General features: G+C 53.4%; 13 protein-coding genes. 10 read left to right on the top strand and 3 right to left on the bottom strand.

The annotated features are described in order from the left end of the window. Positions 1-162: 162 nt before the first annotated feature. Complete coding sequence (locus K5Y32_RS19455; protein WP_176972868.1) at positions 163-852, bottom strand: EAL domain-containing protein; 690 nt, start codon at positions 850-852, stop codon at positions 163-165. A gap of 714 nt (positions 853-1,566) precedes the next feature. Next, positions 1,567-3,546 (bottom strand): biosynthetic arginine decarboxylase, encoded by a 1,980-nt coding sequence (gene speA, locus K5Y32_RS19450; RefSeq protein ID WP_101761914.1) that lies wholly within the window; start codon positions 3,544-3,546, stop codon positions 1,567-1,569. A gap of 782 nt (positions 3,547-4,328) precedes the next feature. Here speA and metK point away from each other — a divergent pair. The 8 genes from metK (at position 4,329) to ruvX (ending at position 11,610) form a co-directional block, all read left to right on the top strand. Continuing rightward, positions 4,329-5,483 carry a methionine adenosyltransferase gene (gene metK, locus K5Y32_RS19445; protein WP_222185512.1) on the top strand — a complete coding sequence of 385 codons (1,155 nt, stop codon included), beginning with the start codon at positions 4,329-4,331 and terminating at the stop codon, positions 5,481-5,483. 464 nt (positions 5,484-5,947) lie between these two features. Continuing rightward, complete coding sequence (locus K5Y32_RS19440; protein WP_101761913.1) at positions 5,948-7,342, top strand: sugar porter family MFS transporter; 1,395 nt, start codon at positions 5,948-5,950, stop codon at positions 7,340-7,342. An 82-nt stretch (positions 7,343-7,424) separates the two neighbouring features. Next, positions 7,425-7,937 (top strand): SprT family zinc-dependent metalloprotease, encoded by a 513-nt coding sequence (locus K5Y32_RS19435; protein ID WP_222185511.1) that lies wholly within the window; start codon positions 7,425-7,427, stop codon positions 7,935-7,937. 75 nt (positions 7,938-8,012) lie between these two features. After that, positions 8,013-8,720, top strand: coding sequence for a deoxyribonuclease I (gene endA, locus K5Y32_RS19430; RefSeq protein WP_192236412.1), 708 nt, complete (start codon positions 8,013-8,015; stop codon positions 8,718-8,720). Positions 8,721-8,794: 74 nt separating this feature from the next. Further along, a complete protein-coding gene (gene rsmE, locus K5Y32_RS19425) occupies positions 8,795-9,526 on the top strand; it encodes a 16S rRNA (uracil(1498)-N(3))-methyltransferase (protein ID WP_008107252.1) in 732 nt (243 codons plus the stop codon). A gap of 77 nt (positions 9,527-9,603) precedes the next feature. Further along, the gene (gene gshB, locus K5Y32_RS19420; protein WP_222185510.1) at positions 9,604-10,548 is read left to right on the top strand and encodes a glutathione synthase; all 945 of its coding nucleotides are present in this window, start codon (positions 9,604-9,606) and stop codon (positions 10,546-10,548) included. 82 nt (positions 10,549-10,630) lie between these two features. Beyond that, positions 10,631-11,194, top strand: coding sequence for a YqgE/AlgH family protein (locus K5Y32_RS19415; RefSeq protein WP_008107249.1), 564 nt, complete (start codon positions 10,631-10,633; stop codon positions 11,192-11,194). Further along, a complete protein-coding gene (ruvX, locus tag K5Y32_RS19410; protein WP_061720236.1) occupies positions 11,194-11,610 on the top strand; it encodes a Holliday junction resolvase RuvX in 417 nt (138 codons plus the stop codon). The genes K5Y32_RS19415 and ruvX overlap by 1 nt, the downstream gene beginning before the upstream one ends. 112 nt (positions 11,611-11,722) lie before the next feature. Here the strand turns inward: ruvX and K5Y32_RS19405 are convergent, their stop codons facing one another. Beyond that, positions 11,723-12,715: a type IV pilus twitching motility protein PilT gene (locus K5Y32_RS19405; RefSeq protein WP_222185509.1), complete on the bottom strand. Its 993-nt coding sequence runs from the start codon at positions 12,713-12,715 to the stop codon at positions 11,723-11,725. Between the two features lie 16 nt (positions 12,716-12,731). On the opposite strand from K5Y32_RS19405, the gene K5Y32_RS19400 reads away from it, so the two are divergent. Then, complete coding sequence (locus tag K5Y32_RS19400; protein WP_222185508.1) at positions 12,732-13,439, top strand: YggS family pyridoxal phosphate-dependent enzyme; 708 nt, start codon at positions 12,732-12,734, stop codon at positions 13,437-13,439. A gap of 12 nt (positions 13,440-13,451) precedes the next feature. Next, positions 13,452-14,006 (top strand): YggT family protein, encoded by a 555-nt coding sequence (locus K5Y32_RS19395; RefSeq protein WP_008107240.1) that lies wholly within the window; start codon positions 13,452-13,454, stop codon positions 14,004-14,006. The last annotated feature ends 8 nt before the right edge of the window (positions 14,007-14,014 follow it).

Below are 14,014 nucleotides of genomic sequence, written 5' to 3'. Positions count from 1 at the left end.
CGCCATCCTGATAACTGATTGGTTTTATTTCTTAAAATCACCACGGGAAAAATATATTTATTCTCAAGCGGCCGGGCACACATGACGTGAAACGCATAAAGCCCAGGCTTTGACATTTTTTTACTTTCCCGAGGGATGAAACCAACCCAATAATTTTCAGGATTAAGCTAATAAATCATCGAGATAGACGCTCTGCCACAAATAGCCCTGCATGCCATAAATTGCTTTATGCGACAGCAGGTCGACCTGTTGTTGATTTTCAACACCCTCAACGATGACGCCGTTGCATAATTCGTTGAGATGGTCGAGCAGAATGTCAAAGGTGCGACCGTCGCCAAATTGCCAAAAAAATTCTTTGTCAATCTTGACGATTTCAAATATTCCGCTATCAAACATGGAAAGGTTAGAATAACCCGGACCAAAGTCATCGAGCCATAAAGGGGCTGGCGTCACTTTCGCGACACCTTTTAAAATCAACAGATCGGCGCTATTAAATCGCGCAGTAAAGAATGCTGATATTTCCAGACGCAACAGCGTCAGTTGAGCCAGTTTTTCTTGTATTTCAGCATCTTTAAAAATGCTGGCTACGATATCTCTATCAACATTGACACTGACAATCTGGTCGAACCCTTTCTGGTATAGCTGAATAAGTTTTTCGATCTGGTGGAGGAATAACTGCCATTTAACGTCAGCAGAAAGCTGACTGAAGAACCCAACATCCCTTTCAGGGTTACGCTTATTATTGATATCTGCGTCGTCTGCAAGACGCGTTAACAATTCCCTGGCAATCACCTGGCCGGATAAATCGTAAACCGGCTCCAACAAGAACACTGTCTTCGGTTGATTGCTCATTTCACATCCTTACTGCAACTGCCTGATAGCCTTAAACTGTCAGGATTTCTCATGTAAGAAGTAAGGTAAACATTGATAAAACTTAATGTCTTAACTGAAGGTTAACGTACTACTTACACTTTGAGAAATAGATTTCAGTAAACACTCTAGGTAACTTCAATCGTTTAAATCAATCAATAACGTAAGTAAATTTCTCTAAAATTCACAAAAGCTCAGAAAATTCTTAATCTAATTTAACTTATCTTTTACTTTAAGAGATCTGTAAAAACATTATCGAATTGAAAAATAATGATAAAAAAAGATTCTGCACGATTTGATAGCTCTCCTTAACTCAAATTGCAAAATGTTTTATCTGGCATCTATGCTTCCAAAAAGCGCCAATAACCACTAATTTCCATAGTGACTATTAAAATCTTAATGTTTAAATTTTTATTATGCATTGCAAAGAATACATAACAGAATAACTGCTTAATCCATGATGAATCAGTAAGTAAGGTAAGGATATTAAGAAAATAATCAGCGTTGCCGACTCGCTTTATTAGAGAAAAGAAGGAGATAGCATTTGGGGAGGTAAATGTGGGATTTACGTGGCGGGTTACAAATAAGCCAAAGGTGATCGTCTTCACAAATCAAATTAAATTATTGTTGCCAGGCGCGGATATAGCAGGAAAAGCGAAAACCGAGCCCTTGCGAGCTCGGTTTAAGAGCAATTAATTACTCATCTTCTAAATAGGTATAACCGTACAAGCCACTCTCGAATTCAGACAAGAACTGCGCGCGCAGCTCTTCATCTATATCCGTTTGTTGCGTTACCTGATCGCGGAACAGCGTCATCAAATCGTTAGGATTCAGCTGCACGTACTCAAGCATATCCGCTACGGTATCGCCCTCATCCGACAGCTGAACTTCCACGCTGCCATCCGGGAACGCAAACACATCAACCGCTTCGGTATCACCGAACAGGTTATGCATGTTGCCGAGAATTTCCTGATACGCGCCCACCATAAAGAAGCCGAGCATCGGCGGATTGTCGATGTCGTATTCCGGCATCGGCATGGTGGTGGCAATGCCATCGCCATCGACGTAGTGATCGATGGTGCCATCGGAGTCACAGGTGATGTCGAGCAACACCGCGCGACGCTTCGGCATTTTATTCAGCCCTTCCAGCGGCAGCACCGGGAACAGCTGATCGATACCCCACGCATCCGGCATTGACTGGAACAGCGAGAAGTTGACGTAAATCTTATCCGCCATGCGCTCCTGCAGCTCATCAATGATCGGGCGATGCGCGCGGTTGCTGGGATCGAGATGCTGCTGAATGTAGTGGCAGATGCTCAGATAAAGCTGCTCTGCCCAGGCGCGCTGGCCGAGATCGTAGGTGCCTGATGAATAACCGGTATGGATGTCGAACAGATCCATTTGGCTATCGTGCAGCCATTCGCGCAGCGAACGACGCACGTCAGGTTCGTGCATCTCCTGCCACGTATCCCACAGGCTCTGAATCGGACGCGGTGAATCGGCATCCGGTGCCACCGGCGTGCTGAACTCGTTACGCTCAACACCAATGATGTTGGACACCAGCACGGTGTGGTGCGCCGTCACCGCACGACCTGACTCGGTGATCACGGTTGGATGTTCCAGCCCGTTCTCTTCACAGGCATCGCCAATCGCCCAAATCACGTTGTTGGCGTATTCGTTCAGACCGTAGTTGACCGAGCAATCTGACTGCGAGCGGGTTCCTTCATAATCCACGCCCAAACCGCCGCCCACATCGAAGCATTTGATGTTAACGCCCAGCTTCGCCAGCTCCACGTAGAAACGCGCCGACTCACGCACGCCGGTCGCGATGTCGCGGATGTTGGACATCTGCGAACCGAGATGGAAGTGCAGCAGTTGCAGGCTATCGAGACGGCCCGCTTTGCGCATGATATCGACCAGCTGTAATACCTGCGATGCCGCCAGGCCAAATTTCGATTTTTCACCGCCGCTCGACTGCCACTTGCCTGAGCCCTGCGACGCCAGACGCGCGCGGATACCGAGACGCGGAATCACGTTCAGACGCTCGGCCTCTTCCAGCACCAGACGCACCTCGGTCATCTTCTCGATCACCAGATAGACTTTGTGGCCGAGCTTTTCACCGATCAGCGCCAGACGAATATATTCGCGGTCTTTATAGCCGTTGCAGACAATCACCGAACGGGTTTTACCGGCGTGAGCCAGTACAGCCATCAGCTCGGCTTTCGAACCGGCTTCCAAGCCCAGCGGTTCGCCAGAGTTGACCAGCGACTCAATCACGCGCTTATGCTGATTCACCTTGATTGGGTAAACCAGGAAGTAGTCACCTTTATAGCCGTAAGATTCACGCGCGCGTTTGAAGGCGGCGTTAATCGAACGCAGACGATGCTGGAGAATCTGCGGGAAGCAGAACAGCGCCGGCAGACGTTGACCGTCGGCTTCGCGCTCTTTCACCAGCTTCGCTAAGTCAACGCGCACTTCCGGCTGATCCGGATCGGGACACACGCTGATGTGCCCCAGCTCGTTGACGTCGTAATAGTTGTTTCCCCACCAGGCAATGTTGTAGGTACGCAGCATTCTGCTCGCTTCCTGATCGTTCATCGCCACCTCCTGCATGGAGCGGAGTACACCTTGTTCGCCAGCTGACGAACCCTTGATATTCTTCATGTCGTCAGACATCGCGAACCTCAATTTTCCGTTGAAATATGAATTTGTTACCGAGTTTTGTCATGGTGGCGCCAGGTAAAAATTGCCTCATCCTGCTTGCTGCCTCTGTAAGGTTGCACTGTGCAATGCTGACTCTAAGTGTAAAACACCGCGCCAAAGTCGGGGCAAATAGCCTGAGACTTCCACGGTCAGTAGACAGCGAAATAGAGTAATAGATGCAGAGAAATGTTAACCGGCGCGCGTGTCGGGAGAATGAACACAACGTCGATAAGAGAAAAGAACGGGTTTGGAGTGTGAAAGGAGTACCAGCGCGCCAAAACAGCGCAGTGAACCAAAGCGAGAGAAAGAGTGGTTCATTACTTTAATCACCTCCATCGCCTGCTTAAAGCATGCGAGAAACGGCTTGGGTGAAGGTCAGATTAAATGGCATCTGACGGCGCGACGCACGGCGGCGTCATCCTTTGCGGCTGTGGTCGACAGCAGCGGCGTTTTATACAGCCACACGGGGTAAATTGCAAAATCTTTGTCAGTAACTGCGCGCGGTGTCAGGAAATGATTCCACTTAGGATGTTGCGGAAAATGCGGGATCGGAAAAAGCACTGGAAAAGTGCTCACTGAGTAACCTAGAATAGCCGTCCAGATGGTTTTCCATCTAAACTGATTAACATCCAGGCGGTGTGAGTTAATGCTCTCGCTGCCACTGCTTGCGGCTTTGCCTGAAGGGGCGTCGAGTCGGTCTGATCCCGCTTACGCTATGCAGTCGTATTCAAACCATTTTTAAGGTAAAGAACAGAATGGCTAAACACCTTTTTACATCTGAGTCCGTATCAGAGGGACATCCTGATAAAATCGCTGACCAAATTTCCGATGCCGTGCTGGATGCGATCCTTGAGCAGGATCCGAAAGCGCGCGTGGCCTGCGAAACTTACGTGAAGACCGGTATGGTGCTGGTTGGCGGTGAAATCACCACCAGCGCATGGGTTGATATCGAAGAGATCACCCGTAATACCGTACGTGAAATCGGCTATGTCCATTCCGATATGGGCTTTGATGCGAACTCTTGCGCAGTGCTGAGCGCGATTGGTAAGCAATCTCCAGACATCAATCAGGGCGTTGACCGTACCGATCCGCTGGAACAAGGCGCGGGCGATCAGGGCCTGATGTTCGGCTACGCCAGCAACGAAACCGATGTGCTGATGCCAGCGCCGGTCACCTACGCGCACCGTCTGGTGCAGCGTCAGGCTGAAGTGCGTAAAAGTGGTTCACTGCCGTGGCTGCGTCCGGATGCAAAAAGCCAGATCACCTTCCAGTACGATGACGGCAAAATTGTCGGTATCGATGCGGTTGTGCTCTCGACCCAGCATGCTGAAGATGTGACCACCGCCGATCTGCGTGAAGCGGTGATGGAAGAGATCATCAAGCCGGTTCTGCCGACTGAGTGGATCACCGCCAGTACCAAATACCACATCAACCCAACTGGCCGTTTTGTCATCGGTGGTCCAATGGGCGACTGCGGTCTGACCGGTCGCAAAATCATCGTTGATACCTACGGCGGCATGGCGCGTCACGGTGGCGGCGCGTTCTCAGGTAAGGATCCGTCAAAAGTCGACCGTTCTGCCGCTTACGCTGCACGTTATGTGGCGAAGAACATCGTCGCGGCTGGCCTGGCTGACCGTTGTGAAATCCAGGTTTCTTACGCCATCGGCGTGGCTGAGCCAACCTCGATCATGGTTGAAACTTTCGGTACCGAGAAAGTCTCCACCGAACAGCTGACGCTGCTGGTGCGCGAGTTCTTCGACCTGCGTCCATACGGCCTGATTCAGATGATGGATCTGCTGAAGCCGATCTACAAAGAGACCGCCGCATACGGTCACTTTGGTCGTGAGCACTTCCCGTGGGAGAAGACTGATAAAGCTGCGCAGCTGCGCGAAGCGGCGGGCTTGAAGTAAGCCCAGAAGCGACATCGTTATTGAGCCCGCCACTGGCGGGCTTTTTTGTACCCGTAGGGTCGTCATTTATGACGACCTGGTCCCCAACCACTCCAGCAACTTAAACCTCCATTTGTCACTTCTTCCCCTCCGTCTACACTTCTTTCACCTCGCTTACAACTTAGTGATAACGATTACATTTTGAAATCCTTTATCAATCGGCAATTTAGAGATTTTTCAGCGTAGTTATTACTCTGAAAATGCGTTATTTTCAGCGTCGTCTGATAGCCGGTATTTAGTGCGATGTCAGAAACTTAAAGGGTGCTATACCTTACTGGTTACGTAACTATTTCGGGCGGAAAATGCTGGATTGCAGGGTTTCAGCGTGTGTAACCGATTACACCAGTGTGATCTTACTCACTTTTTTCCGCCGACAGGTTTCATAACATTGATAACAACAACGATGGATAAACTTTGGAGGCTTCATGCCTGGTAATAATCATAAGAGCAGAACTTCAAATAAGGTCATGACCTTGTTTGTCTGCTTCTTAGCGGCGCTGGCCGGCTTGCTGTTTGGTCTGGATATCGGTGTTATCGCCGGTGCTTTGCCTTTCATCGCGAAAGACTTTAACGTCACTGCACACCAGCAAGAGTGGATTGTCAGCTCAATGATGTTTGGTGCGGCAGTCGGTGCGGTCGGTAGCGGCTGGATGTCATCGCGTCTGGGTCGTAAAAAGAGCCTGATGGCCGGTGCGATTCTGTTCGTTATCGGTTCGCTGTGGTCTGCGGGCGCAACCAGCCCGGAAATGCTGATCGCCGCGCGTGTGGTGCTTGGCCTGGCTGTGGGTGTTGCCTCTTACACCGCGCCGCTGTATCTCTCTGAAATCGCACCAGAAAAGATTCGCGGCAGCATGATTTCACTGTATCAGCTGATGATCACCATCGGTATTCTGGCGGCGTATCTCTCCGATACCGCGTTCAGCGACGCTGGCGCATGGCGCTGGATGCTGGGCATCATCACCATTCCAGCGGTGCTGCTGCTGATTGGCGTGTTCTTCCTGCCGAACAGCCCACGCTGGCTAGCGGCTAAAGGTGATTTCCGTAGTGCTGAGCGGGTGTTATCGCGTCTGCGTGATACCAGCGAACAAGCAAAACGCGAGCTGGATGAAATCCGTGAAAGCCTGAAGATTAAACAGTCAGGCTGGCAGCTGTTCCAGAGCAACAGCAACTTCCGCCGCGCGGTGTTCCTTGGCGTGCTGTTGCAGGTGATGCAGCAGTTCACCGGTATGAACGTCATCATGTACTACGCACCGAAAATCTTCGAAATCGCTGGCTTTGCCAATACCACGCAGCAAATGTGGGGCACGGTGATTGTCGGTCTGGTGAACGTGCTGGCAACCTTTATTGCTATCGGTCTGGTGGATCGCTGGGGCCGTAAACCTACGCTGCTGCTGGGCTTCCTGGTGATGGCGCTGGGTATGGGCATTCTCGGCACCATGCTGCACATCGGCATCCATTCTCAAGAAGCGCAATACTTCGCGGTGGCGATGCTGCTGATGTTCATCATTGGTTTTGCGATGTCTGCTGGTCCGCTGATTTGGGTACTGTGTTCCGAGATTCAGCCGCTGAAAGGCCGCGACTTCGGTATCACGGTTTCCACTGCGACCAACTGGATTGCCAACATGATCGTCGGTGCTACCTTCCTGACCATGCTGAACACGCTGGGCAACGCGCCAACCTTCTGGGTTTACGCCGGTCTGAACGTGTTCTTCATTCTGCTGACGCTGGCGCTGATTCCAGAGACCAAAAACGTCTCGCTGGAGCACATCGAGCGCAACCTGATGTCTGGCAAAAAACTGCGCGATATCGGTCAGAAGTAATCCCGATGAGCGAATGCAAGGGCTGCCAATTGGCAGCCCTTTTTATTTGAGATCGTTCCGGCAACCTTTTATGCTGCCCCACATGAAAACACCGCGCCTTCCCATCGCCTTACAACAAGCCGTTATGCGCTCGCTGCGCCACTATTTACAGCTGGCCAACGAGAAGCTGGAACGCCGCTTTGATGAGCCCTCGCTGGTTTATCAGCAGCGCGGCACCGCTGCGGGCACCGCATGGCTGGAGAAGTGGGAAATCCGCATCAATCCGGTGCTGCTGCTGGAGAATCAGCAGGCATTCGTTGATGAAGTGGTGCCGCACGAACTGGCGCATCTGCTGGTGTGGAAAACCTTTGGCCGCGTGCCGCCGCACGGCAAAGAGTGGAAATGGATGATGGAAAACGTGCTCGGCGTGCCTGCGCGTCGCACCCACCAGTTTGAAATCGATTCGGTGCGCAGTAACACCTTCCCTTATCGCTGCCGCTGTCAGCAGCATCAGCTCACCTTGCGGCGCCATAACCGCGTGCTGCGCGGAGAAAGCGAATATCGCTGTGTGCACTGCAAATCGCTGCTGCAACCCGGTGAGTTTTTAGCAACCTAGCCTAATCTCATATCCCGTGCGTCCTCATTCTGTTACCCTGCCGCCCTTTTTCAGGACCAGGTTAATTTTTGGAATATGTCTCGCAAAACGCTGTTGTTACTTACTTTATTAGTTGCCCCGCTTAGCGCTTACAGCCTCAGTTTCACTCACTATCATCAAAACAATTTTAGTCAGGCCAAAGCGTATGCCGCGCAGATCAACGCTGATGCGCCCGCCGACTTTTACTGCGGCTGCAAAATCAGCTGGCACGGCAAAAAAGGCGTACCGGACCTAAGCAGCTGCGGCTACAGCGTGCGTAAGAACGCCAATCGTGCCGAACGCATTGAGTGGGAACATGTGATGCCCGCGTGGGAGTTCGGCCATCAGCGTCAGTGCTGGCAAAACGGCGGCCGTAAGAGCTGCAGCAAAGATGCCGATTACCGCCGCATCGAAAGCGATCTGCATAATCTGCAGCCAGCGATTGGTGAAGTGAACGGCGACCGCAATAATTTCCAGTACAGCCAATGGAACGGCGGCGAACAGCAGTACGGTCAATGCAGCATGAAGGTCGATTTCAAACAAAAGCTGGCCCAGCCGCCGGAGCGTGCGCGTGGCGCCATTGCCCGCACTTACTTCTATATGCGCGACCAATATCATCTGCGCCTGTCGCGCCAGCAAACCCAGCTGTTTACCGCGTGGGATAAGCAATATCCGGTGACGAGCTGGGAGTGCGAGCGCGACAATCGCATCGCCAAAGTGCAGGGAAATCATAATTCCTACGTACAGCAGGCTTGCCAGCGCTAAAAGCGCTACCCTACACTAGCTTTTTTTCGATTGCGCCGTGTTCGCTGACACGGCATAACGCTGGCAGGAACCGCATGCGTATACCTCGCATTTATCATCCCGAATCTCTCGAAGTTAACAGTGAAGTCTTCCTCGATGAAGATGCCGCTAACCATGTCGGACGCGTGCTGCGCATGACGGCCGGTCAGCAAATTGAGCTGTTTGATGGCAGTAATCTGACTTTTAGCGCCGAAATCACCCAGGCTGATAAAAAGCGTGTAAAAGTAAGGGTCCTTGCCAGTCAGGCTGATGACCGTGAATCCCCGCTGCATTTACACCTCGGTCAGGTGATGTCGCGCGGTGAAAAAATGGAATTCACTATCCAAAAATCGATCGAACTTGGCGTCAATGTGATTACGCCCTTGTTTTCTGAACGCTGCGGCGTAAAGCTGGATGCCGAGCGACTGGCGAAAAAAATTCAGCAATGGCAGAAAATCGCGATTGCCGCCTGTGAACAGTGCGGCCGTAATCGTGTGCCGGAAATTCGCGAGCCGATGACGTTGCAAGCCTGGTGCGCGGAAGCCGAAGACGGCTTGAAGCTCAATTTGCATCCGCGCGCCAGCCACAGCATCAACACGCTGCCGCAGCCGGTAGAGCGCCTGCGCTTACTGATTGGGCCGGAAGGTGGCTTAACCGCCGATGAAATTGCCATGACCGCGCAGCAGGGTTTTACCGATATTCTGCTTGGACCACGCGTGTTGCGCACCGAAACCACCGCACTCACCGCCATTACGGCACTTCAGGTGAGGTTTGGTGACCTCGGTTAAGCGATACTTTCGGGTTCGAACGTAACTTCACAGCACAACGCTTTCGGGGTAAATGCTTCCCCATTTAGGAGAGAATAATGATTAAGCTTGGCATCGTTATGGACCCGATTTCGTCCATCAATATTAAAAAAGACACCAGCTTCGCCATGTTGCTGGAAGCACAGCGCCGTGGTTACGAAATTCATTACATGGAGATGAGCGATCTCTCCCTGCGCGGCGGCGTGAGCTATGCGCGCACCCGTCTGCTGAGCGTTGAGCAGAACTACGACAACTGGTACACGTTTGGCAGCGAGCAGAATATCCCGCTGGCCGATCTTAACGTGGTGCTGATGCGTAAAGATCCGCCATTCGATACCGAATTTATCTACGCCACTTACCTGCTGGAACGCGCAGAAGAGCAAGGCACGCTGATCGTCAACAAACCGCAGAGCCTGCGCGACTGCAACGAGAAGCTGTATACCGCATGGTTCGCCGACCTGACGCCCGATACGCTGGTCACGCGTAATAAAGAACAGCTGCGCGCCTTCTGGCAGGAACATGGCGACGTGATCCTGAAGCCGCTGGACGGCATGGGCGGCGCATCCATCTTCCGCGTGAAGCAGGACGATCCCAACTTCGGTGTGATCACCGAAACCCTGACCAATCACGGCCAGAACTTCTGCATGGCGCAGAACTATCTGCCGGCGATCAAAGAAGGCGACAAACGCGTGTTGGTGGTGGATGGCGAACCCGTACCTTACTGCCTGGCGCGCATTCCGCAAGGCGGCGAAACGCGCGGTAATCTGGCAGCCGGTGGGCGTGGTGAAGCGCGTCCGCTGAGCGACAGCGACTGGGAAATTGCCCGTCGCGTTGGCCCAACGCTGAAAGCCAAAGGGCTGATTTTTGTCGGCCTGGATATTATCGGTGATAAACTGACTGAAGTTAACGTGACCAGCCCAACCTGCGTACGTGAAATCGAGGCCGCGTTCCCGATATCGATCACTGGCATGCTGATGGATGCCATTGAGAAACGCCTGGGCTGATGCCGTCGGAGTCTCCACTCCGTGAACACCCAAAACCGGCGCTGCCGCGGCTGCGCCGGTTATTTTTGGTATACGAGTGATAATGAATTTACAGCATCATTTTTTAATTGCGATGCCGTCGCTGCAGGACCCACTGTTCAAACGCTCCGTAGTCTATATCTGCGAGCACAATGAAGATGGCGCCATGGGTTTGATCGTCAATAAGCCAATGGACAACCTGACGGTCGAAGGCATTCTTAAAAAGCTTAAAATTAGCGCATCCGAACGCGATCCTGCCATCAAACTGGACAAGCCGGTGTTTGCCGGCGGTCCGCTGGCGGAAGATCGTGGTTTCATCCTGCACTCGGCGCAGCGCATTTACTCCTCAAGCATTCGTATTTCAGACACCACGGTGATCACTACCTCGCGTGATGTGCTGGAAGCGATCGGCACCACTTCACAGCCCGATAACGTGCTGGTCGCGCTGGGTTATTGCGCTTGGGAGAAAGGTCAGCTGGAAGATGAGTTGCTTGAGAATGCCTGGCTCACCTCGCCTGCTAACACCAATATTCTGTTCCAGACGCCCATCGCTGAGCGCTGGCGCGAAGCGGCGCGCGGTTTGGGCGTCGATATTCACAACATTGCCACCGATGCAGGGCACGCCTGATGGCCAGTGAAACCTTACTGGGCTTCGATTTCGGCACCAAAAGCATCGGCGTTGCTGTCGGTCAGCAGCTAACGGGCACCGCGCGCGCGTTGACGGCGCTAAAAGCGCAGGATGGCACGCCGGACTGGAAGCTGATCGAAAAGCTGCTGAAAGAGTGGCAGCCCGATTATGTGGTGGTGGGTTTGCCGCTGAATATGGATGGCACCGAACAGGAGCTCACCGCGCGCGCACGTAAGTTCGCCAATCGCCTGCATGGCCGTTTTGGCGTACGCGTCGAGCTGCAGGACGAGCGCCTGAGCACCGTGGAAGCGCGTGCCGATCTGTTTGAACGTGGCGGCTTTCGTGCGTTGCAGAAAGGCCAGGTTGATTCCCAATCCGCCGTGATTATCCTCGAAGATTGGTTTGATACGCATTAATACGCGTTTAAAACCTGGTGCGCATTAATGCGCACCCTACGGTAAATCCACACACGCTGCCGTCATTGGCTTGTCGTAGGGTCGCCATCAATGGCGACCGCTGCCAACGCCTTCAAATCATCCCCGCTAACTGGCGCCCCTGCTCGCTCTGTGCAAATGTCTGCATGCCCGCCTGCGCGCCGGTTTGCAACACGCCAGGCAACTGATGCATCTTGCCTTCACGAATCAGGTTCGCCACCGCTGGCGTCGCCACCAATACTTCAAACAAACCAATACGCCCGCCCGCTTTTGCTGGCACTAAACGTTGCGCCAGCACCGCTTTCAGGCTGCCCGCTAATTGGGTGCGTACCAGGTTTTTCTCCTCGGCGGGAAACACATCCACCAGCCGATCGACCGCCTGAGTTGCGCCGCGCGTATGGAGCGTAGCCAGCACCAGATGCCCGGTTTCTGCCGCAGTGAGCGCCAGGCGGATGGTTTCGCTGTCACGCAGTTCGCCGAGCAGAATCACATCGGGATCTTCACGCAGCGCGGCTTTCAGCCCGTGTTGAAACGAGGCGCAGTGCGCACCTACTTCGCGCTGTTGAATCAGCGAGCGCTGGCTGCGATGCACAAACTCAATCGGGTCTTCCAGCGTCAGAATGTGCCGCGCCTGCTGACGGTTCAGGCAATCGACCATCGCCGCCAGCGTGGTGGATTTGCCGCTGCCGGTGGCGCCGGTAATTAAAATCAGTCCCTCTTCCAGCTGTAACAGCTGGCTCACCACCTCGGGCAGATGCAGGCTGCTGAGATCGGGCGCCTGGCTGGCAATCAGCCGCAGCGCCAGCGATAAGCCGTGACGCTGCATAAACAGGTTGGCGCGCAGCCGTATGCCGCTGGCAAGCGTAATAGCGAAGTCAGCGTGGCCGTTCTCCTCCAGCTCGGCCTGCTGCGACGCCGTGAGCCACTGCTGCATAAAGGCTTCCAGCCAGCCGCCATCCAGCGCGCTCTGCTGCGGAATCGGCTCCAGCACGCCTTGTCGCCGCCAGTGCGGCAAATGTCCGCTGCAAAGGTGCAGATCGGCGGCGTTATGCTTTACACTAAGGGCCACTATTTCATCCAACTCCATTTAACTTCTCCTGACTATGACTTCCATTGAGCACAATTTACAGCAAGTGCGTGAGCGTATCGCCGCCGCCGCCGCACGTTGCGGCCGCGCGCCAGAAGAAATTACGCTGCTTGCAGTGAGCAAAACCAAACCTGCGAGCGCGGTCGCAGAAGCCATTGCCGCTGGACAACACGCGTTCGGTGAGAATTACGTGCAGGAAGGGGTTGAAAAAGTGGCTGAGCTGGCCGCACATCCTGATTTGCAATGGCACTTTATCGGCCCGCTGCAATCCAATAAAAGCCGTCTGGTGGCGGAAAACTTCGCCTGGTGCCACACCGTGGACCGCCAGCGCATCGCTCAGCGTCTGAACGATCAGCGCCCGGCGTCGTTACCGCCGCTTAACGTGTTAATTCAGGTAAATATCAGTGACGAGAACAGCAAATCTGGCATCATGCTGGAGGCGTTGCCGGAGCTGGCGCAGCAGATCGCCGCACTGCCACAGCTGCGCCTGCGTGGGCTGATGGCGATTCCGGCGCCAGAGTCAGAATACGCGCGGCAACTGGCGGTGTGTCAGCAGATGGCCGCCGCGTTTCAAGCCTTAAAACAGGACTATCCTGACGTCGATACGCTTTCTCTGGGAATGAGCGACGATATGGACGCGGCAATCGCCGCGGGCAGCACCATGGTGCGTATTGGCACCGCCGTTTTTGGCGCGCGGGATTATGCGCGACCTTCACAACAATAATTGAGGAACCTCATGTTAACACTGACGTTTTTAGTCAAAACGCTGATCGATTTGTACGTGATGGTGCTGCTGCTGCGCATCTGGATGCAGTGGTCGCGCTGTGACTTCTACAACCCGCTGGCGCAGTTTGTCGTGAAGATCACCCAACCGATTATCAAACCGCTGCGCCGCGTCATCCCGGCCATTGGCCCGATTGATACCGCCTCGCTGCTGCTGGCCTTTGTGCTGACCACGCTGAAATATCCGATCCTGCTGCTGATTCAGGTCGGCGTGTTCTCGGTTGATCCTACCAACCTGCTGGTCGGCCTGCTGTCGCTGGTAAAATCCGCCGGTTATCTGGTGTTCTGGGTGATCATCATTCGTTCGCTGATGAGCTGGATCAGCCAGGGTCGCGGCCCGGTGGATCAGGTCTTGATGCAGCTGACTGAACCGCTGATGTCGCCAATTCGCCGTATTCTGCCGGCGATGGGCGGTATCGATTTCTCTGCCATGATTGTGATTCTGGTGCTGTACGCGCTGAATTTCCTCGGCATGGACCTGTTCCCAGGTCTCTGGTATTTGCTGTAATTCGTCTA

It is taken from the genome of Pantoea sp. DY-15 (assembly GCF_019795935.1).
In the GTDB taxonomy this organism is placed as follows: Bacteria; Pseudomonadota; Gammaproteobacteria; order Enterobacterales; family Enterobacteriaceae; genus Pantoea; species Pantoea leporis.
The sequence above is the reverse complement of the archived record's forward strand: the minus strand, read 5'-3'. Positions and strand labels throughout refer to the sequence as shown.

Excerpts from the sequence above, each read along its gene's own strand:
- metK (WP_222185512.1), top strand. The coding sequence starts at position 4,329 with ATGGCTAAACACCTTTTTACATCTGAGTCCGTATCAGAGGGACATCCT.
- K5Y32_RS19440 (WP_101761913.1), top strand. The coding sequence starts at position 5,948 with ATGCCTGGTAATAATCATAAGAGCAGAACTTCAAATAAGGTCATGACC.
- K5Y32_RS19405 (WP_222185509.1), bottom strand. The coding sequence starts at position 12,715 with ATGGAGTTGGATGAAATAGTGGCCCTTAGTGTAAAGCATAACGCCGCC.
- K5Y32_RS19395 (WP_008107240.1), top strand. The coding sequence starts at position 13,452 with ATGTTAACACTGACGTTTTTAGTCAAAACGCTGATCGATTTGTACGTG.
- K5Y32_RS19455 (WP_176972868.1), bottom strand. The coding sequence starts at position 852 with ATGAGCAATCAACCGAAGACAGTGTTCTTGTTGGAGCCGGTTTACGAT.
- rsmE (WP_008107252.1), top strand. The coding sequence starts at position 8,795 with ATGCGTATACCTCGCATTTATCATCCCGAATCTCTCGAAGTTAACAGT.
- K5Y32_RS19400 (WP_222185508.1), top strand. The coding sequence starts at position 12,732 with ATGACTTCCATTGAGCACAATTTACAGCAAGTGCGTGAGCGTATCGCC.
- speA (WP_101761914.1), bottom strand. The coding sequence starts at position 3,546 with ATGTCTGACGACATGAAGAATATCAAGGGTTCGTCAGCTGGCGAACAA.
- K5Y32_RS19435 (WP_222185511.1), top strand. The coding sequence starts at position 7,425 with ATGAAAACACCGCGCCTTCCCATCGCCTTACAACAAGCCGTTATGCGC.
- gshB (WP_222185510.1), top strand. The coding sequence starts at position 9,604 with ATGATTAAGCTTGGCATCGTTATGGACCCGATTTCGTCCATCAATATT.
- ruvX (WP_061720236.1), top strand. The coding sequence starts at position 11,194 with ATGGCCAGTGAAACCTTACTGGGCTTCGATTTCGGCACCAAAAGCATC.
- endA (WP_192236412.1), top strand. The coding sequence starts at position 8,013 with ATGTCTCGCAAAACGCTGTTGTTACTTACTTTATTAGTTGCCCCGCTT.
- K5Y32_RS19415 (WP_008107249.1), top strand. The coding sequence starts at position 10,631 with ATGAATTTACAGCATCATTTTTTAATTGCGATGCCGTCGCTGCAGGAC.